The organism is Microcystis protocystis FBCC-A270 (assembly GCF_050500235.1).
Classification (GTDB): domain Bacteria; phylum Cyanobacteriota; class Cyanobacteriia; order Cyanobacteriales; family Microcystaceae; genus Microcystis; species Microcystis ichthyoblabe_A.
Genome location: NZ_CP191407.1, coordinates 1,745,303 through 1,763,787, shown reverse-complemented (window position 1 = coordinate 1,763,787; position 18,485 = coordinate 1,745,303). Strand labels below are relative to the sequence as shown.

Here is an 18,485-nt window from a genome sequence, read left to right as displayed (position 1 = left end):
CCTTAGCTTTATCCTAGCCTATTTACTCAGGTTTTTGACTAGGAAAAATTTTGCGCCACCATTGACGTAATTTCCCCAGCAGAAATCCTCCTAACCCTTTTGTGTATTTTTCAAATTTGTAGTAAAATAAAAAGTCGATTATATCCTGGGTGGAAAGGTGCTTGAGATAGGATAATCCTTGATCAATACGCGCATCACTATATTTTAAATAAACTTTGCGACTGAGGCGAGCAGATAAATTCCATTTGGGTTGAAAATATTCTTGCATCCTCCGTTGATAAGCGGCAAAATTACTCGATTTTCCCTGTAAATATTCTTCCATGTATTGACAAGCAATTTCGGCTCCTTTCATAGCATGGCGAATACCTTCCCATCCTAAAGCATTAATAGTTGAAACTGCATCACCTATGGCGATAATATTTGGTTTTTTATAGTAAATATCTTGCAGTCCAGAGGAATATTCCACGATGGAACCGTGTTGCTCTACTAGATCATAATTATCTAAGTTCATGTAGTCTTTTATTATCTCGATAATATAACTTTTTAAAGGCTTAACTTCAGAAATATAAGGATGTTCTCCCTCTAACCAAGCCGCTCCTATTTTTAATTGCTGATTATCCATAGGAAAAATCCAGCCATAACCTTTAGGACTCCATTTATGACCGATAAAAAATACTAAATTATCTTGATATTTTTGATAATCTACTTCTGGCACAGCAATTAAATATTCAATACCTACCCCCTTTAAAAAATCAGGTTTTTCTCGTCTATATTTATACATAACTGCTCTAGCGTATCCGGTAGCATCAACCAATAAACGAGTAGTAACTGTCTCGATTTCCTCGCCTTTTGATTTCAAGAAAACAGTTAGCTGATTCTCCGTTTGTTCATATTTCAGATAACGACAAACTAAACGAACTTCTCCCCCCCAACGCAGCACTTCTGCGGCTAAAAACTCTCGCAATTTGGCAAAATCAAAAACTACCCCTAAAGGTTGCACTGATGACCAAAAATGATGTATGCTAGTGGAGATAATTTCGATATTTTTCCAAAACCTAGCCACTACGGTTTCGGGGAGATTGAATTGTTCTAAAATTTCTAGGGGAGAAGCGGCACTAGAAAAGTTATTATCTTGCCAACTAGAATGTTGTTCCACTAAAAGCACACGATAACCTTTTTCACTTAATAATCTACCACAGTGACCTCCCGCCGGTCCGCCCCCAATAATTACGACATCATAATCCATGATTTACTCCCTCGCCTAATCTTGCTAACTTGCTTTTATTTTACCCTAAATGCCCTCTGTTAAACCCCAAACTTATGAAGCTGTTGTGCATCTAAATTTGATAAGTAGCTGGTTATAATTAAATTAAAAATGGATTTTAGGTTCGATCCCTCCTGCCCCCCTTAATAAGGGGGGTGCCGATAGGCGGGGGGATCCCCCCTGCCCCCCTTGATAAGGGGGGTGTCTGACAACTTTTAACACCTACCTACTTACTCTTTTTAACCTATTCCCTGTTCCCTCATCGAAAGGCCACCAGCTTATGACATTTTTCTTATTATTAGTTACTTTCCTATCGCTAATAATTTGGTTATATTTAATCTTAGCCAGGGGACAATTTTGGCTATCTAACCAAAAAATTAATCCTGTCACTTCTCCCTTAACAAATTATCCAAAAGTCTCGGCAATTATCCCCGCACGAAACGAAGCCGACGTTTTACCCATCAGTTTAGCTTCCCTCTTTAACCAAGATTATCAAGGCGAATTTTCCATTATTTTAATTGACGATCAAAGCAGTGATGGCACTGGAAAAGTTGCCCAAGAAATTGCTGATCAATCTCATAAATCTGGACAAATAACTATTATTTCTGGACAGCCTTTAGAGATAGGATGGACGGGTAAATTATGGGCAATGAAACAGGGAATAAAAGAGGCTACCGAGAAATTCGCTCCCGATTATTTTCTCTTCACCGATGCCGATATTGCCCACGCACCAGATAATTTAACCCAATTAGTAACTAAAGCAGTACAGGAAAAACAAGCTTTAGTTTCCCTGATGGTGTTGCTACGCTGTGACAGTTTTTGGGAAAAATTTCTTATTCCTGCCTTTGTTTTTTTCTTCGAGAAACTCTATCCTTTTCCCCTAGTTAATAATCCTAATTCCCCGATAGCCGCCGCCGCCGGGGGTTGCATTTTAATTCGCCGAGATATCCTAGAAAAAATTGGCGGTATTGAGATTCTTAAACAAGCTTTAATTGATGATTGTTCTTTGGCGATTGCGGTTAAAAAATATCTGCAAAATCACCCAGAAAATAACGAGAGTTCCATCTGGTTAGGATTAACAGAAAGCACCTATAGTCTCCGTCCCTATCCCGATTTAGCAAGCATTTGGAATATGGTAGCCCGCACCGCATTTACGCAACTAAATTACTCAACACTTTGGTTAATTGGCACAATTTTCGGGATGTTTTTAACCTATTTAGCCGCGCCCTTGGGCTTAATCTGGGGATTGGTCTTAAAAGAAACATCAATTATCATAATTAGCACCGTCACTTTATTACTAATAGCCCTTTCCTATAGCCCGACTTTAAGACTATATAAATTATCCCCCCTGCGGGCTTTAACTTTACCCCTAATTGCCCTCTTTTATAGTTTAATGACTGTGGATTCTGCCCTGCGTTATTGGCGCGGTCAAGGGGGAGGTTGGAAAGGGCGAGTTTATCCTAATTAGCTGGTTATAATTAAATTAAAAATGGATTTTGCCTTTAATCCCCCCTTGATCCCCCCTGCCCCTTGGCGGGTGCCGATCCCCCCTTAGTCCCCCCTTAATAAGGGGGGCAGGGTGATCTGAAAGTTTTTAATACCTATCTACTTAATTAGAGATTGCTGAAAAAGTAGGGGCGAAGCATTTGGGCATAACCTATCGCTGAAACCGTAGATTTCCTATCCGAATGCTTCGCCCGCTTGCAACAAGGAAATAATTCATAATTTTAAGGAAGTCCCAGACAATAGAACGCCCCCCAGTAACGATAATCCTGAAAAGGCACTGCGTCGGGAGCAAAATTGCCAAGCCACTTGATCAATTCGCCGATTTTCTGATAATTAGCCCCAGCAGTATTGACGTTCGGGTCCTTAGTTTGGCGCATTTGTTGCCAAGTCTGGAAAGCCTGCTGATAATCGGCTGTCAAACGGTCCCGCCAGTCTTTTTGGCAAGTCTCCCGCAACGCTTGACGAGCCTGATGTAGAGCCGTTAAACGTTCCTCTCCGGCCCGCCGTGCGCGATGGTACTCCCGGGAAAACAGCGCCGTCGCTAGATCAGCCACCGCCCAATGACTACTAATCACAGCACGAGCGCCCCCCAGCAGAAAGCCTGTACCTAAGCTGAGGGGTTCGTCCAGTAATTCCGGTCGCAGCTTTCCCTCTTCATCTCGGGAAGTGGCAAAACTGAGACCGGTTTCACAACAGGAGAGAAACACTTCCAACAATTCGGGAAAACGCCACAGGGGACTAAGTAAATCCCGGAGGGTGACTTTTTGCTCCCCGTCTAGGACGAGGTGGGAGTTGAGGGGATCATCGGGGCGGCTGGTGGCGTGGTGGCTGGAGAGCAAAGCCTGCACTTGTTTCAGCAATTGCAGATAAGAGTCGGGGGTGACAGTGCGCCCCTGTAGCCGCCGTTGGCGAGGCACATTCCAGGTTTGGGCGACCCACTCACACTCTAGGGGAGTATAGGGCAAATCCTCTGCGACTGATTTGTTAAAAGTTTTGTCTTTGTTCGACTGTCAGATGAACTTTATCTCGCCTACCTCTTCCCATGATTGATCTCCTTAGTTGAGCTTATCTATTACACTATTTTAGCTGTGTGAATTCACCAGTATATTTATATGAGAAAAGTTTAGGTATAGACATTTAACGCAAAATAGAACTGATTTCGCCTTGACAGATAAAAGCACCCCAATAATAAGGATCAGGATATTTTTTTCTCATTTCTAACTGAGCATTGCGTAAAGCTTCTCCACGTCCTTCACCCCACAACAGACGACGATAAAATTCTGTCATTAATTCTTGTGTCTGTTGATCGGGAACTTTCCAGAGACTCATGACCAGTGTTTTTGCTCCTGCTAAGACAAAGGCTCGTCTCAACCCAAAAACTCCTTCTCCTGTCTGAACATCTCCTAACCCTGTTTCACAAGCAGAAAGAACCACTAATTCTGTTTCTGAAAGGTCTAGGTTAGAAACTTCCTCAGCCGTTAGAATTCCATTGCCAACTTCTGAAGGAGGACGAAACTGTTTCTGTTTCCAATTTGCTCCTGCAAAGGCTAAACCTGAACGTAATAAAGGATTTTCTTGTTGAGTAATTGGCGATTTACCTGCACTCAATAATTGTTCTTGATGAAATGTTTCTGGTTGATCTTCTACAAAAAAACCATGAGTTGCAATATGTAAAATTAGGGGAGAGGTAATAGATTCTAGTTTTTCTTTGACTGCTTTTTCTGCTAACCAAGGCTCTACACCTAGCAAAGAAGCAATTTCAATTCCTTCTTGACGAGTTCCATCTAGTCTTTTAAATTCTAGCTTCTCTAAATCCAAATCACGAGATTGTCTTCCAGAAGAATTTAGTTCTTTATCTATTGCCAATGAATGTTGACCTAGACCATAATCAAAGTCTGGATCAGCTATGACGATTGCATCTGTGGCTTGTCTATCAGTTTTAAAGCCAAAACGCAGAATATCTTTACTCGAACTTAGATAACTAATAGAATAATTGTCAATTAATCGTTGACCATTATCTGTTGGTAAAATTTCAAAAGGTAAGCGCGTTAGGTCTCCATCAGGTGAGATAAATATATGTTGACAATCTCCAAGATTTTTTACTAAAGGATCAAAGACAGCTTTACGCAAAGCAATTCCACTTTCTCTGCTATTTTGCTTTTTCTTATCGTTTTTTTGAGAAGAAATAACCTCTAAGTTACGTTCTTCATATTCTCCTATAATTGAAGACCTAAAGTTAGCAATCATCTTGTTAATTCGATCTCTTCCTCCTATTTCAATCATCTGAACATTCTCAGGATTTTCCGATGATAAAACAAACGCTACATAACGAAAGTAGGGTTGATATTCTAAAAGCATTTGAGGATTATCAGAATATTCTTCTCTGACTTCCTTCGCTTCTATTGAATCATATAACACGGTAAATTCAACCAAAGCATAATTTTTGGGAAGAGCTTTGCTAATTGTTGTTAAAGTTACATTTTTGAGTTTTAATTTTAAATTTAACTCTGGAATCTCAACAGCTAACTGTTGTTCTAATTTTTCTTTTTCTTGATAAGATAGCTCTAAAGTCTTCTTAAAATTAGCTATAGTTTCTAATGGTGCAAGACCATTAATTTCTTTATGAGCAATTTGTTTGCGGAGTAATCTAAGTTGCTCAAGTTGGGGCTGCAATCTTGAATATTTCTTTTCTAAAAGTTTATCTTTCTGAGTTGCTAGAATTTCTGCACTGATTCCTTTAGCCTGTAAAATAATTTCAAAGAGTGTCTTAATCTCGGAGATATCTCCAAGCAAAAAACGATTGATGATACTAAATCTAAGATATACACAAACTTTAAGAAATGGAATCAAATCTAGCCTTACTTTCTCATTACTTATAGAAATCATTAGCCAAGCAAGTTGCTCATTCTTTTGCTCACCCTCTTTAAGCTTGTTAAGAGCTACAGCTGCATTGCCTTTAGTTATTTCTAGCCATGTTTGATGTAAAGCAAGCAAATATTTAGGCGATAAAAACGAATCGAAAGAGAATATTGAAACTAAATTGTTACAGATTTCCTCTGCTGCTTGATATTTAATTTCTGCATCTTCATACCTTTTTAAACCATAGTAGAGCCAACCTAATTTATTTAAGGCTTGAGCATATAGAGATAATCGAGACTGAAAACTATAACTATCTATAGAGGTAGTTTTAGTTGATATTTCTAACACATCCTTTGCTTTAGAAAAGTTTGTAGTAATTATTGATTCTGCCTCCTCATTAAGACCCTGTGCATACTGTAACTCTGCATAAGCCAGAGCTTTGTTTATAAGACATTCTGCATAGCCTTTACGATATCTTTCTGACATAGATTGTTGTTTTTTGGAAATCATTTTGCTATCAGACAGCTTGCTCGGATTATCACCTAAATTCATGTTTAATTTTGCAATATCTTTTTGATTGATTTTTTCATAAAAACTGAGAGCTTTATCATGATTTGCTATATACTCCTGATAATAATTAGCTATTTTCATTTGTAATAAAGGAACTGTATTATGATTATGATTTTTTTTATTTATTTTACCTGTCAGATAAGATAATTGTTGATCTGCAATTTGATCCTGATTCAAGTTAGCTATCATTACATATAATTCAGCAATAATAACAGTCTGAAGTTCTTCTGAAAATAATTTAGTCTTAGATAATTTTTGTATAAATCTAGAATTGTTTTCAATAAATGAAGTTTTTTGTCCTGGGTTAACTAAACCATTTTTGAATTTTAACAAATCTAGAAATTGTAAGAATAAATCACACTTTAAGCGATGGTTAAGATATATCTTTTCCCAATAATCACCAAAAACTTCAGCAAAAAACATTATAGGAATAGTAACAAAGAGCATATAATGTAAGCTTCTTAATTCTACCACTAACAGTGCTAAAGTTACTGGAAAGATTCCCAATAAGAATATAATTAAAGTTTGGTAAGGATGGACTAAAGGATTACATAAAACATTTTCTAATGAATTATTTTTGTGGTTCATTAAACTTTCTTCAACCTCATCTTCAATTTTAATTGTTTCTTTGTTAAACGCCAGTCTTAGCAAATTATCTATATTATTAATGAACCAATAATGATTGAGTAAGTAATAAATACGAGCAAATTTAGTACAGAAAGACAGCCATTCATTCTTAGAAGCTTTTTGAACCAAATTAATGGTTTCTTCTGAATAATATTTTGCATATAATTCATTATTCCTCTGCATATAAAATCTAGTTAAGCAGAATCTCATTTTTATATATGATAAAAATTTAGCTGTATCTCTACGATAACCTAAACAATTTTTAGTATAGTTGTTTAACGTTTCTTCTAAAATCCTAACATCTATACTATCCCCTTCTCCAATTGAGTCATAAATAATAGCTATATCAAAAAAGGATATCGACAATCTATAATTGTTTTTTCCATAAATCCACTTCTCATGCTTTATGAGACTATTAGAAACTTTTTGGCATTTAAAATATTCTCCCCTGTTCCAATGAAAAGCTACCCTAGCGTATAACCATGTCACAAAAAATAAGGTAATAAAACCGAATATAAATGAAAATAGAGTGTATAATTTAATTAAAGTAAAACTATATTCATAAGATGTAGATGATAGGTATCCAATAATTAGATAGTGACATAAAAGAACACTGATAACGATAAGCGCCAAACAAAAGATTGATAATAAATTTAAAATGCTACTGATTTTCTTAGTTAGAAGTAGTTCTCTAATATTTGGTAGTAGTTCACTTATGGCCATGATAGATGGTGTAATAATAAAAACTAATACGATGGCATGGGCTATTGGAAAGTTATTGTTAAAGACTAAGATCAATCCAGATACAACTATTCCAATAATTGTTGCTACTTTTGACCAAAAGTTCAAAATCATCTTTTTTATTTAAGGGATTTAATCCGTCAGTAGTGTTGAATTAGAAAAGGCTTTTTAGCCACCTGAAAAATCTGGCTTCCTATCAAAATGTATTACAATGATACATTTTACAGACAAAACCCAAGAGAGCCATTATGTGGATGCTATTATATTCAACTTCTCCAAAATTGTCAAGGAGCTACCTCGACCTGTAAGGATTCAGATGCCTCAAACAGTCACAGAGGGGCTTATAAAATCTCAGAACTTGCCAAATTCACAGTTTCCTTCCCAATAAGCACGAAAATTAAAACTTTCAGCGTTTCGATCATGCGAATTTCCAGAGAAGGAGGATTTTGCTATAATTAAACCAAATTATTACACAGCATGGGCTTGACTGATTTTTGATTTTTGTAGGACCTGACCCTTACCGAACTTTTTTGATCGAATGCTCCATGATCCAAAAAGCCTGTGACGTAAATATCTTAAACAGCCTGTCCCTCTGTCAAGATTTGATTTTATAATTGCTAAAGACCAAGAGAGCCTTGCAAACCTTACTATGACAGATTCAAGACAAAAATCTCCACAATTATATGGGCTACTTATCGGAATTGACCACTATCCGCCCAATCAACTCCCAGATGGAAGCTCATATCAGAACTTAAAAGGATGTGTCCGAGATATTAATCAGGTAGAAGCGTTTCTTCAACACAAGCTTAAACTACCGTCTGACAATATACTCAAGCTTACTGCTTCTCAGGACACATTCAATAACCCTATTGAACCACCAGAACAGTTACCCACTTATGAAAATATAGTAGCCAAATTTCAGCAGCTTGCTAACATAGCACAACAGGGGGACAGCGTCTATATTCACTACTCAGGACATGGAGGACGCGCCACTACCCTCTATCCAGAGGTTAAAGGAAAAGATGGTATTGATGAAGCTCTAGTGCCTACTAATATTGGCAATCCTAACACCCGATACATTCGGGATATTGAACTAGCTTTTCTACTGGAAAATTTAGTCAATCGCCAACTTATTGTTACACTTGTCCTAGATTGCTGTCATTCAGGAGGGGCTACTAGAGGAAATCAAACAGAAATTCGAGGAATTAACGCAATTGATACGACCATTCGATCCAGTGAGAGTTTAGTTGCGTCTAGAGAAGAATTAATCACCGCTTGGCAAAAACTCAGCCCAACACCTACCCGAAACCTTGCCGTCAATGGTGGAATGTTACCTGATGCAAAGGGATATGTTTTACTTGCAGCTTGTCGTCCCTCTGAGTCTGCTTATGAGTATACCTTTGAGGAAAATAAACGTAATGGAGTCTTGACTTATTGGTTATTAAAGTTTTTAGATCATCCCAATCCAGAGTTAACCTACAAAGTTCTTTATGACTATCTTTTAGCAAAAATTAACAGCCAGTTTTCCAAACAAACACCGATGTTACTTGGCGAGGGAACCCGCTTAGTATTTGGATATGAAAAACGACCTATACATCAAGCTGTTACCATAATGGAGGTGAAGGAGGAACAACAACAAATTAAAATTAATGGAGGACAAGTACATGGGTTAGTTCAGGGTTCTCAGTTAGCTGTTTATCCGTCAGGAACAGATTTTACTAGCATTGAAAAACGATTAGCGATCGCTGATATTACCAGTTTGGGAGCAACATTCTCTTGGGCTACAATTAAGCCTCTATCTGAGCAACCACAACAGCTAAGACAAATCACTCAGGGAGATCAAGCGGTTCTTCTCAATCCTAACTCTATTAGCCTAGTCCGAAAAGTTTCCTTACTTTTTTTAGAATCTTACCATTTTTCAAGTATCAATTTCAAACCATTTTTAGAAACGATTAATCAAAAAATAGCTGAAACCAATTGGTTAGATTTAGTTTTACAGAATGAAAATGCTCATTATCAAATAGTTATCAATCAATCAGGAGAATATGAAATCTGGGACTCAGGAACAGAAAAAATTAATCTAAGACCTGTTCTAAAGTTTAATGATCATAATGCTACGACTACCCTCATTAATCGTCTCATTCACTTAGCAAAATATCAAGGAATTTACGAACTGAATAATTATGATTCACTCAATCCTTTAAAAAAAGCTTTACAAGTCGATTTATTTGAAATTCCTCCCGATTTTCAAGCAGGAATCCGTCCTGACTTACATAATCCTTGTGATATGTTAAACATAAAGGTTAATGAACAGTTTATTGTGAGGATTAAAAATAATTCATCGAAACGTCTCAATGTTACTCTATTAGTCTTACAGCCAGATTGGAGTATTTCTCAAATATATCCATCTGATGAAGTTAGCTCATTTGAAGAATTTGAACCAGGACAAGAAGATATTATTACACTTCAAACCAGTCTTCCTGAAGGATTTAAGCAAGGTGTAGATATTATTAAAGCTTTTGCGACTATTGATCCGACTAATTTTCGTTGGTTAGAATTACCTTGTTTAGATCAGCCACATTTTTCTAAGCAATTGAGAAATTTAGAAGAAGCTAAAAACCCCTTGGAAGTATTACTAACTACTATTAATGAAAATGGTAGCTCTATTCGTAATTTAAAACCCGCTAATTATCCTAGTCAAAAATGGATAACAACACAAAAAAAAGTGACGGTGATTAGGGATTAAAGATTAGATATTAAAGTTAAATTAATGATAGATGTGGTGCGTTACGACGGATTGTTAGATGATTGAGTAGGGGCGAAGCATTCGGACAATAACCTATTACTGAAACCCTAGATTTCCTATCCGAATGCTTCGCCCGTACCCCGAATTTTTCTCTAGCAAACTCAATTCTAGTCTAATTATAGTAGGGTGCGCTCTTCGATAGCGTAACGCACTGCCCATAGCAGATTAATTAAAGATTTATCAAAAAAGAACTAACTTAGTCGATTTTCCTGTAGGATGATAATACTTAGAGTTTATTATTCTGCGACGGGCTATGGGATCAATTGAGCAACTGACAGAAGAGATATTGTCCTTACCTAGTGTATCAAGGGCGCTGCTTGCAGACAAGTTGGTAGAAAGCTTAGAATTCGACACCGATTCAACAATTCAGGCAGTTTGGGTGACTGAAGCAAAAAGACGAAGAGGCGAGGTTCGGGATGGCTCTGTGCAGCCAATTTCGGGGGAAGAAGCTCTGGCTCAAGTTAGACGACTGATTGAGCCATGAGGTATGTATTTCACCCTGAAGCTCTCACTGAATATGCTGAAGCGGTTCAATACTATACAGGGCAACGGGTTGAGGTTGCACAGGCATTTATCAATGCTATCGAGGATACGGTTTATCGAATTAGAGCATCTCCTACTCATTATGTTGTTGCCGAATCTCTTTATGTAGAAGTTGGATAATCATGCCAAAACTTCCAGGAATAAATCATTTAATAGCAATTAAGTCCTTAGAAAAAGCAGTATTAGTAGGGTGCGCCCTTCGATAGCGTAACGCACCAAATAAATTAATGATAGATGTGGTGCGTTACGACGGATTGTTAGATTTAAGTTTAAGCAGAAATTGTCGCCGTCTAACGCACCCTACATTTTACCATTTGGGGATGGGGAGTGAGTGCGATTATCTGTAGTGCGATCATGGATTTTAAGCTATAATCAAAGATGTTGATTTATCCCATGAAGTTTTTAGTAGGGTGCGCCCTTCGATAGCGTAACGCACCAAATAAATTAATGATAGGTGTGGTGCGTTACGACGGATTGTTAGATGATTGAGTAGGGGCGAAGCATTCGGACAATAACCTATTACTGAAACCCTAGATTTCCTATCCGAATGCTTCGCCCGTACCCCGAATTTTTCTCTAGCAAACTCAATTGGGGATGGGGGGTGAGTGCGATCATAGATTTTAAGCTATAATCAAAGATGTTGATTTATCCCATGAGGTAACAATGTTATCGATTAATCTAGATCGAGAAACCGAGAACTATCTAGCAGACATCATTTCCGAAGAGAATATTAGCTCAGAAGAACTTCTGAAAAAACTCATTTACGAACATTGGCAAAGCTTAAAACCGCGTAAAACTTTATCACAACGCCGGGGAGGTCATCCTCAGCATCTTTTAGAAAATGCTCCACCTGATTTATCATTGCGAGAAAACCGCAAAAAAGTAGTGGCAGAATATATACAAAACCATCATCAGCAACATCATTTATGACAAATTATCCCCCAAAAATTATTACAGAATCAATCAACCAATTCTCTAACTTCAAAGCAGGCACACGCTCAAATTCACGAGTATTTGCGGTAACAAGAGTCAGATCAAGCGCTAGAGAATGAGCAGCAATCAGTAAATCATTTGGACCGATTGGGGTTCCTGCTTGCTCCAAATGTTTACGAATTAGGGCATAGTGCTTATCTACAGTTGATTCTAATGGCAAAACTGTCAAGAACTCCAGGATGCGTTCTAGTTGCTGCACCAGACGGGAGGAACCACTTTTAACCACTCCAAATCTTAATTCACACGCCACAATGATGCTCGTACAAACGCTTTCTTCGCCGACATCCACAATATGCTGGAAAACCTGACCTTGGGGATACCTGATCAAATGTGATAGGATGTTAGTATCAAGCAGATATTGATAGGTCATTGGGTGGTACTAAAATGTAATGTCATCAAGGGGAAGCAACCCTTCATCTATATCAGGAAAATTGTCTGTAATGTCTGGCAAAGTAGTCAGCAAAGAAATTAGAGAACCGGAAGAAATCGGCTCAATGATTAAGCGATGACCTTCTTTGCGTAACAAAACCTCTGTGCTTGATAGGGCAAGTTCAGGAGGAATAGTTAAGACTTGCTCTTGTCCACTTGTTAGTAAAGAAACCTGACGTAAGTTTTGCATCTGTTGACCTCTTTGTTAATGATCACCTTACTATAATAGACGCTTCTAAGACAGAATATTCAGTATCTAAAACTTCTACTCCAAAGGTTTCAATATGAAAACGGAGTGCTGATTTCGCATCTTCTAGCACTTCTTGATATGATTCGCCTTCGCCAATGACAACACCTTCAATACCTAAAGGATAAGCAATATAGCCATCTGGGTGTTTTTCGACAATTATTTTAATGCTTTTCATGATTATTTTTTAAATACATTTTCCCAATTCATCAAGCAAATCCATCGCCACCTCTAGCCAGTCCACCGCACCCTCTGAAGACGGCTCAGGCGTTGCTCCCCTTACCCCTTCTGGACGCGAGACTAAGGGTTTAAAATTCTCATTATTCTCGTTGGCCTTCTCTGCTAAAAAGTCCCCTAATAGCGTCGGACGTTCATACTCCAACCGATAGTCCAATACCCAGTTTAACACTGTGATTACCTCCGATCGCTGTTCCACTGACCAGCCTTGTTTATCGATATACTGCGCCATGATTTGCTGACAGTTTTCCCACCGACGGTAAGCCTCCCACAGCGCCGATATAGGTTTCCTCATCGCCAAGGACACCGCACCGCCTTCTGGGAAATCCTGACGCAGATCCGAACTCAACAGAACCCCAGTTAACCAAGCTCCTCCTTCCCCTAACTCGATTAAAATATAGGCTAGGGTTGCCGGATTTAGGTCAATTTCGACCCTAATTTGGCTTAAATCTAACATTTCTTCACCAGAGTCTTGGGGAATCAATACAGCTTCTAGTTTACCTAGCTTGGGTAGTACCACTTGAGCATTATCAGCCGCCGCAGTATCTACCTCTATCCCATGCTCTTTTAGATAATCTGTCAGCACCGCCGCCGCTAAGGTGTTCTGGCGAAATTCCCCAAAGCTGGGATAGGGAACCCAAACAGAGTCGGCTAAATCTGTTTTAGGGTCTAAACCCGCAAGTTTAGCTAACTCAACCAGATCATCTGTATCTGCATTAGCAAGACGCAGGTACAGTTCTTCAACTTCTCGAATAAAATCTGCATCACTCATAACGCAATACCTGACGACTTAGATAGGGTTGGGTTTTATGCTTTAAAAATAACTTAGCGAATCCTAACTCAAATATGTTTAATTTTTCGTGTCGATAAATATCATCTCTAAATAAATTTTCTAAACCCGTAATCACAACCTGACGCATTTCAGGAGTAAATGTCGCTTCAACGCTCCAGGGAACACCCGCAATTAACATTTTACCCAGGGAATCCGCTAATTCCCCAATCAAAACAGGCTCACCTGTCCTATTCTCGAACACCCACACAGGCTGATTATTTGCTCCCTTGTGACTAATTTGCGCTATTTTAAGCTGAAACTTATCCCCCTGGGACTCTTTCTGACGCTTTTCTCTAACTCCCTTTAAGTTTGCTTTCGATAAATTAGGAGTTATAGAGCCTTCTAGTTGAAACTTGCCTTCCTGTTCTCCCCCTAACTGACGTTCAATCTCTAATTCCCTTGCTAAAATCTTTTTCAACGCTTCATTTCTCAACTCAGAAGGCATTTGGCCATTCTCCAGTTTTAAGCGTAACTCTCCCCCCCGCAAACCAAACTTAACCCGTCCAAAGCGAAAATCAAGCCACTGCTCATTAAAATTAATCCGCACCGATAGGGAAAACGCCTCTGGTTCAGACTTTTTGAAACGGGAAAAAACACCCTTAGACTCAGGCGCAAGGGGTTCTCCCAAAATCTCCAAGTGCAGACATTCAGGACACTTATTGTCATGTTCTGTTACCGCAATTGCCCTTGATTGCTTTGCCATCATCCTAGGCCTTTCAAACCCTTAACTGTAATAATTGTACTGTATGTGGGGTTTGCGGCAAAAAATTTGTTGTTTTGCTAATAAAGTCCCAAAACCATTTTTTAGCAAAGCTGCTACCGATATTCAGCCAGCCCTAATTAGCTAGAGCAAGCCTCAAGAATTCCTAGCAAATTAACTAAGGGGTTATCTTAATGCTTGCTGCTATCAGCTTAATTTTCTTCGTCCGCTTCTGGGGTTGGTTGTGGTAAACGAGCGATAAAATCTTTCATTTTAGGATGATTAAACATTTTCTCCGTGTCTTGCAGAAGACGTTTACCCCAGAGATTTTCCCCTAAAAATTCTAGACTGACATAACGACTATCGCTAGTGAGAGCGGCCTGAGCTAATTTGATGCCCTCCTCAGTTTTTCCTTGACTATAAATAGCCACCGCAATAGCTAACTGAGGTTCCGGCTGTTTAGGATCAATTTTCAAAGCGGCCCGCCAATCTTTAAGAGCGGCTTCCTTGTCACCCTGTTCGTATTTAACTAAACCAATATTATTAATAGCCGGCCAAAAATTTTTATCTTGACTAACAGCCTTTTCGTAAGCTGCGATCGCATCAGGATATTGTGCTAACTTGAGATAGGAATTACCGAGATCAAAAAGAGCGGGGGAGACATCGGGTTTAATTTGCAAACCCGCTTCAATCTGGGCAATAGCAGACTGGTAATCTTGATTCTGAAAATAAGCACTACCGAGAGAAAATTTGATATTAGCGTGGGCATCGGCGGGAGCAAGGGACAAAGATTGATTTAATGCCTCGATACCGGGTTGTACCTGATCGTCTTGCAGATATAAACTACCGAGAATAAACCAAGTTTGATAGAGATGAGGGGCCAACTGCACCGCTAACCTAGCCCGTCCGAGGGCTGCATCGGTACGGCGAAAACGAGCTAATTGGATAGCATCCTCAGCCATTTCAATTCCCGCTTGTTCCATCTGTTCTAACTCCGGTTCGATGGCGTAGGGGAGTAGCGCTTGGGAAAAAGCTGGCGGGCTGCCAGCGACGAAAAAAATGAGCAAAGAAATGATTAATCGAAGTTTTGGCACAGTTTACCCCTGGGATAGGCCTTTTTTAATCAGTCTATCTCGCTTGGGAGTTGTTGGCTAAAGAAACAACAAAGGCAACTCTAGAGACGTTAGTATATAACCAATTAACTTTTGGCTGATCGATGGCAATAACCGTGTTGGGAAAATCAAATCGCCCCCTATTTTGGATATTCGGACTCATGGCTAGTAGTTTTCTGGCGGTGGGAGTGGTTTCTTATCGTTTGTTGCAAACTCCTCCTCCTGGCGTAGAATTGGCGGAAATGACCGTTCCTGCTCAACGGGAAACCCTCGCTGTGGAAATTAAAGCTAGTGGTAGGGTGGAACCAATCCAAAGTGTCAACATTAGCCCGAAAAACCCTGGCCGATTAGTGCGATTATTGGTAGATCAGGGCATGATCGTTAAAAAGGGACAAACCCTCGCCGTCATGGATAATTTAGAGGTATATGCCCAAGGAATGCAGTCAGAAGCGCATCTACGGGAAGCTCTAGCCAGTCTGGAACAGGCTAAACGCAGTATTCCGGAAGATATCCGGCAATTACAAGCCCGATTTTATCAGGCCCAGGCCAGTTATAAGCAATTAGAAGCGCGTTTAGCTCAGGCCAAAGAAAGAATTCCGAAAGATTTAGACCAGCTGCAAGCTCAGGTACAAGCGGCCCAATCCCGGTTTCGACTAGCAGAAAATCGGGTTAAACGCAATGAAAATTTAGTCCGGGAAGGGGCGATCGCTCAAGACCAATTTGATGCTGTCCTCAATGAATATCTCAACGCTAAAGCCAATTTAGACGAATCGATCCGCCGTTTGGAACAAGCGGATAAAACCGCTTCCCCAGAAGTAGCCGGAATTGAACAGGAAATGATCCGAGCGGCAGCAGCGATCGCAGAAGCGAAATTTGCCCTCGAACAACGCCAAAAAACCCAAGAAACCGAGCTGGCTCGACTAGAATCATCTGTAGCAGCTGCTAGGGCCAGTTTAGAGCAAATTAAGATTCAATACCGCGATACGGTTATTACTGCTCCCTTTGATGGCATCGTCACCCAAAAATACGCCACTGAGGGTTCTTTTGTCACTCCCACCACTTCGGCCTCTAGTACCGCTTCCGCCACTTCCACCTCGATTATCGCCTTGGCATCGGGATTGGAAGTGATTGCGAAAGTGCCGGAAGTAGATGTGGGTTTATTGCAGCGCGGCCAACCAGTGCGAATTGTCGCCGATGCTTTTCCTGAAGAAGTCTTTGAAGGTCGAGTTATTCTTGTGGCTCCCGAAGCAATTATCGAGAATAATGTTACTTCTTTTGAGGTCAGAATCGGTTTGGTAACGGGACGGGACAAACTCAAATCAAAAATGAATGTAGATGTAACTTTTGTCGGCCAGCAGTTAGATAATGCTCTGGTCGTGCCGACTGTCGCCATTGTCACCCGGGAAGGCAAGTCAGGGGTTTTAGTTCCCGATGCCGCAAATAAACCCAGTTTTAAACCCGTTTCGATCGGTTTGGTCTTAGACGATAAAACTCAAATTTTATCAGGTTTGGAAGTTGGAGAAAAGGTCTTTATCGATCTCCCCGAAGGGGCTGAAGATACCTCAAAAACTAATCAAAAATCTCAATAATTTTCTTTAACAAGTATTCCTAAATTGTCTTTTTTATGCTAGGTCAGGATTCGGGAAATGGGGGAATGGGGGAATGGGGAAATGGGGGAATGGGGGAATGGGGAAATGGGGGAATTCAACTAATACCCCAAAACCCCAAAACCCTACAACTATCTAACTGATAACTGATAACTGATAACTGATATGTTTATCATCGAAAGTTTAAAAATGGCCGTCTCCACCCTAAAGGCCAATAAAGTGCGTAGCGGCCTGACCATGTTAGGAATTATCATCGGTAACGCTTCGGTGGTGGCCATGATCGGTATTGGCCAAGGGGCGCAAACCTTAGCCAATGACCAGTTTGCTAACTTGGGACCCAATACCATTTTTGTGGTGCCGGGGTCGCGACAAGCACGCAATACCACCGTTGATTTACCGAAAACCCTGGTTTTAGCTGATGCTCAGGCGATCGCCAAACAGGTTCCCACCGTCGCCGAAGTCGCCCCAGAAATAAACGCTCGTTTCTTGATTTCCTATCGTAATCGCAACATGACGGCTCTAGTGACGGGAAGCACCCCAGAATACGCTTCTGTTCGCAATTTTACCCTAGAAAAAGGTCGTTTTATCAATAATATCGATCTAGCCCGCAACAAACGAGTAACGGTAATCGGCCGTGAAGTGGTAGCGCAACTTTTCCCCACCCAAAATCCCCTCGGTCAACAGCTGCGGATCAAAAATCTCAGTTTTGAGGTGATCGGGATTTTAGAGGCGAAAGGCTCCTTTTTTGGCAATAATCAGGATGAAATGCTGATTATTCCCCTTAGCACCATGAACTCGCAACTGGTGGGCAAAACCTCTGCCTACGGTGTCGAGTTGAGTTGGATTAGTCTCACCGCGCGATCGGGGGAGGAAATCCGGGCCGCTAAGTTCCAAATCCAGAATCTTCTGCGTTTACGCCATAAAATCGTCGCTGAGGATGATTTTCGCGTCGAAACTGCTAAACAGATGATCGAAATCTTCGGCACGATTACCCAGGGTCTAACCCTACTTTTGGCTTTAATCGCTGGTATTTCCCTGATTGTCGGTGGTATCGGGGTAATGAATATTATGCTCGTTTCGGTTTCGGAAAGAACTGGGGAAATCGGACTAAGAAAAGCGATCGGAGCCAGAGAACAGGATATTCTCTTACAATTCCTGATTGAATCAACTCTCGTTTCCATCGCTGGCGGTGCGCTTGGTATTCTCGTCGGTGCGGGAGCGATCGTTCTTGTCTCCAGTTTCTCCCCCCTGGCTGCCACTGTTTCCGCCACCGCCGTCGCCCTGTCTTTGAGCGTTTCCACGGGTATTGGTCTCTTTTTCGGCGTTTTTCCCGCCTATCGTGCCTCTAAATTGGAGCCGATTGTCGCCCTCAGAAGTGTATAAGCTGCCCGCGCATTAGTAAAGGGATTGGG

16 protein-coding genes and 1 pseudogene are annotated in these 18,485 nt (G+C 40.2%); 7 read left to right on the top strand and 10 right to left on the bottom strand.

Annotation, left to right across the window (positions count from 1 at the left end; all coding sequences use genetic code 11):
• Nucleotides 1–22 precede the first annotated feature (22 nt).
• Complete coding sequence (locus ACQY1X_RS08615) at nucleotides 23–1,246, bottom strand: NAD(P)/FAD-dependent oxidoreductase (protein ID WP_430014392.1); 1,224 nt, start codon at nucleotides 1,244–1,246, stop codon at nucleotides 23–25.
• 298 nt (nucleotides 1,247–1,544) lie between these two features.
• Here ACQY1X_RS08615 and ACQY1X_RS08610 point away from each other — a divergent pair, with 298 nt between their 5' ends.
• Nucleotides 1,545–2,732: a glycosyltransferase gene (locus ACQY1X_RS08610; protein ID WP_430014391.1), complete on the top strand. Its 1,188-nt coding sequence runs from the start codon at nucleotides 1,545–1,547 to the stop codon at nucleotides 2,730–2,732.
• Between the two features lie 259 nt (nucleotides 2,733–2,991).
• Here ACQY1X_RS08610 and ACQY1X_RS08605 read toward each other — a convergent pair.
• Together ACQY1X_RS08605 and ACQY1X_RS08600 are read right to left on the bottom strand one after the other, a co-directional pair.
• Nucleotides 2,992–3,753 (bottom strand): annotated as a pseudogene (locus ACQY1X_RS08605) (CHAT domain-containing protein); the annotation flags it as partial.
• Nucleotides 3,754–3,907: 154 nt separating this feature from the next.
• Nucleotides 3,908–7,675 (bottom strand): CHAT domain-containing protein, encoded by a 3,768-nt coding sequence (locus tag ACQY1X_RS08600; RefSeq protein ID WP_430015588.1) that lies wholly within the window; start codon nucleotides 7,673–7,675, stop codon nucleotides 3,908–3,910.
• Nucleotides 7,676–8,216: 541 nt separating this feature from the next.
• Between ACQY1X_RS08600 and ACQY1X_RS08595 the strand changes: the two genes are divergently transcribed.
• The 3 genes from ACQY1X_RS08595 (at nucleotide 8,217) to ACQY1X_RS08585 (ending at nucleotide 11,846) form a co-directional block, all read left to right on the top strand.
• Nucleotides 8,217–10,313 carry a caspase family protein gene (locus ACQY1X_RS08595; protein WP_430015587.1) on the top strand — a complete coding sequence of 699 codons (2,097 nt, stop codon included), beginning with the start codon at nucleotides 8,217–8,219 and terminating at the stop codon, nucleotides 10,311–10,313.
• Between the two features lie 313 nt (nucleotides 10,314–10,626).
• The gene (locus tag ACQY1X_RS08590; protein ID WP_002753232.1) at nucleotides 10,627–10,857 is read left to right on the top strand and encodes an addiction module protein; all 231 of its coding nucleotides are present in this window, start codon (nucleotides 10,627–10,629) and stop codon (nucleotides 10,855–10,857) included.
• A gap of 722 nt (nucleotides 10,858–11,579) precedes the next feature.
• Nucleotides 11,580–11,846, top strand: a complete 267-nt coding sequence (locus ACQY1X_RS08585; protein WP_002784632.1) for a hypothetical protein — start codon at nucleotides 11,580–11,582, stop codon at nucleotides 11,844–11,846.
• 4 nt (nucleotides 11,847–11,850) lie between these two features.
• On the opposite strand, the gene ACQY1X_RS08580 is transcribed toward ACQY1X_RS08585, so the two are convergent.
• From ACQY1X_RS08580 to ACQY1X_RS08550, 7 genes are all read right to left on the bottom strand, one after another.
• Nucleotides 11,851–12,279 carry a type II toxin-antitoxin system VapC family toxin gene (locus ACQY1X_RS08580; protein WP_002788601.1) on the bottom strand — a complete coding sequence of 143 codons (429 nt, stop codon included), beginning with the start codon at nucleotides 12,277–12,279 and terminating at the stop codon, nucleotides 11,851–11,853.
• A 9-nt stretch (nucleotides 12,280–12,288) separates the two neighbouring features.
• Nucleotides 12,289–12,528 carry an antitoxin gene (locus ACQY1X_RS08575; RefSeq protein ID WP_002793069.1) on the bottom strand — a complete coding sequence of 80 codons (240 nt, stop codon included), beginning with the start codon at nucleotides 12,526–12,528 and terminating at the stop codon, nucleotides 12,289–12,291.
• A 22-nt stretch (nucleotides 12,529–12,550) separates the two neighbouring features.
• Nucleotides 12,551–12,763 carry a type II toxin-antitoxin system HicB family antitoxin gene (locus tag ACQY1X_RS08570; protein WP_002753241.1) on the bottom strand — a complete coding sequence of 71 codons (213 nt, stop codon included), beginning with the start codon at nucleotides 12,761–12,763 and terminating at the stop codon, nucleotides 12,551–12,553.
• A gap of 9 nt (nucleotides 12,764–12,772) precedes the next feature.
• The gene (locus tag ACQY1X_RS08565; RefSeq protein WP_430015586.1) at nucleotides 12,773–13,594 is read right to left on the bottom strand and encodes a hypothetical protein; all 822 of its coding nucleotides are present in this window, start codon (nucleotides 13,592–13,594) and stop codon (nucleotides 12,773–12,775) included.
• Nucleotides 13,587–14,357, bottom strand: coding sequence for a hypothetical protein (locus ACQY1X_RS08560; protein WP_430015585.1), 771 nt, complete (start codon nucleotides 14,355–14,357; stop codon nucleotides 13,587–13,589). The genes ACQY1X_RS08565 and ACQY1X_RS08560 overlap by 8 nt, the downstream gene beginning before the upstream one ends.
• A 209-nt stretch (nucleotides 14,358–14,566) precedes the next feature.
• A complete protein-coding gene (locus ACQY1X_RS08555) occupies nucleotides 14,567–15,448 on the bottom strand; it encodes a tetratricopeptide repeat protein (protein WP_430015584.1) in 882 nt (293 codons plus the stop codon).
• Nucleotides 15,449–15,482: 34 nt separating this feature from the next.
• Nucleotides 15,483–15,629, bottom strand: coding sequence for a hypothetical protein (locus ACQY1X_RS08550; protein WP_002740204.1), 147 nt, complete (start codon nucleotides 15,627–15,629; stop codon nucleotides 15,483–15,485).
• On the opposite strand from ACQY1X_RS08550, the gene ACQY1X_RS08545 reads away from it, so the two are divergent.
• The 3 genes from ACQY1X_RS08545 to ACQY1X_RS08535 are packed head-to-tail and all read left to right on the top strand — an operon-like array spanning nucleotide 15,571 to nucleotide 18,456.
• Nucleotides 15,571–17,055 carry an efflux RND transporter periplasmic adaptor subunit gene (locus ACQY1X_RS08545; protein ID WP_430014385.1) on the top strand — a complete coding sequence of 495 codons (1,485 nt, stop codon included), beginning with the start codon at nucleotides 15,571–15,573 and terminating at the stop codon, nucleotides 17,053–17,055. The genes ACQY1X_RS08550 and ACQY1X_RS08545 overlap by 59 nt on opposite strands.
• 35 nt (nucleotides 17,056–17,090) lie before the next feature.
• Nucleotides 17,091–17,216 carry a hypothetical protein gene (locus ACQY1X_RS08540; protein ID WP_430014384.1) on the top strand — a complete coding sequence of 42 codons (126 nt, stop codon included), beginning with the start codon at nucleotides 17,091–17,093 and terminating at the stop codon, nucleotides 17,214–17,216.
• Between the two features lie 22 nt (nucleotides 17,217–17,238).
• On the top strand, nucleotides 17,239–18,456 hold the full coding sequence (locus tag ACQY1X_RS08535) for an ABC transporter permease (RefSeq protein ID WP_430015583.1): 1,218 nt from the start codon (nucleotides 17,239–17,241) through the stop codon (nucleotides 18,454–18,456).
• Nucleotides 18,457–18,485: the final 29 nt, after the last annotated feature.

Coding starts and splice junctions, on each gene's coding strand:
- ACQY1X_RS08615 (WP_430014392.1), bottom strand. CDS start 1,246: ATGGATTATGATGTCGTAATTATTGGGGGCGGACCGGCGGGAGGTCAC.
- ACQY1X_RS08610 (WP_430014391.1), top strand. CDS start 1,545: ATGACATTTTTCTTATTATTAGTTACTTTCCTATCGCTAATAATTTGG.
- ACQY1X_RS08595 (WP_430015587.1), top strand. CDS start 8,217: ATGACAGATTCAAGACAAAAATCTCCACAATTATATGGGCTACTTATC.
- ACQY1X_RS08590 (WP_002753232.1), top strand. CDS start 10,627: ATGGGATCAATTGAGCAACTGACAGAAGAGATATTGTCCTTACCTAGT.
- ACQY1X_RS08585 (WP_002784632.1), top strand. CDS start 11,580: ATGTTATCGATTAATCTAGATCGAGAAACCGAGAACTATCTAGCAGAC.
- ACQY1X_RS08580 (WP_002788601.1), bottom strand. CDS start 12,279: ATGACCTATCAATATCTGCTTGATACTAACATCCTATCACATTTGATC.
- ACQY1X_RS08575 (WP_002793069.1), bottom strand. CDS start 12,528: ATGCAAAACTTACGTCAGGTTTCTTTACTAACAAGTGGACAAGAGCAA.
- ACQY1X_RS08570 (WP_002753241.1), bottom strand. CDS start 12,763: ATGAAAAGCATTAAAATAATTGTCGAAAAACACCCAGATGGCTATATT.
- ACQY1X_RS08565 (WP_430015586.1), bottom strand. CDS start 13,594: ATGAGTGATGCAGATTTTATTCGAGAAGTTGAAGAACTGTACCTGCGT.
- ACQY1X_RS08560 (WP_430015585.1), bottom strand. CDS start 14,357: ATGGCAAAGCAATCAAGGGCAATTGCGGTAACAGAACATGACAATAAG.
- ACQY1X_RS08545 (WP_430014385.1), top strand. CDS start 15,571: ATGGCAATAACCGTGTTGGGAAAATCAAATCGCCCCCTATTTTGGATA.
- ACQY1X_RS08550 (WP_002740204.1), bottom strand. CDS start 15,629: ATGAGTCCGAATATCCAAAATAGGGGGCGATTTGATTTTCCCAACACG.
- ACQY1X_RS08540 (WP_430014384.1), top strand. CDS start 17,091: ATGCTAGGTCAGGATTCGGGAAATGGGGGAATGGGGGAATGGGGAAAT.
- ACQY1X_RS08535 (WP_430015583.1), top strand. CDS start 17,239: ATGTTTATCATCGAAAGTTTAAAAATGGCCGTCTCCACCCTAAAGGCC.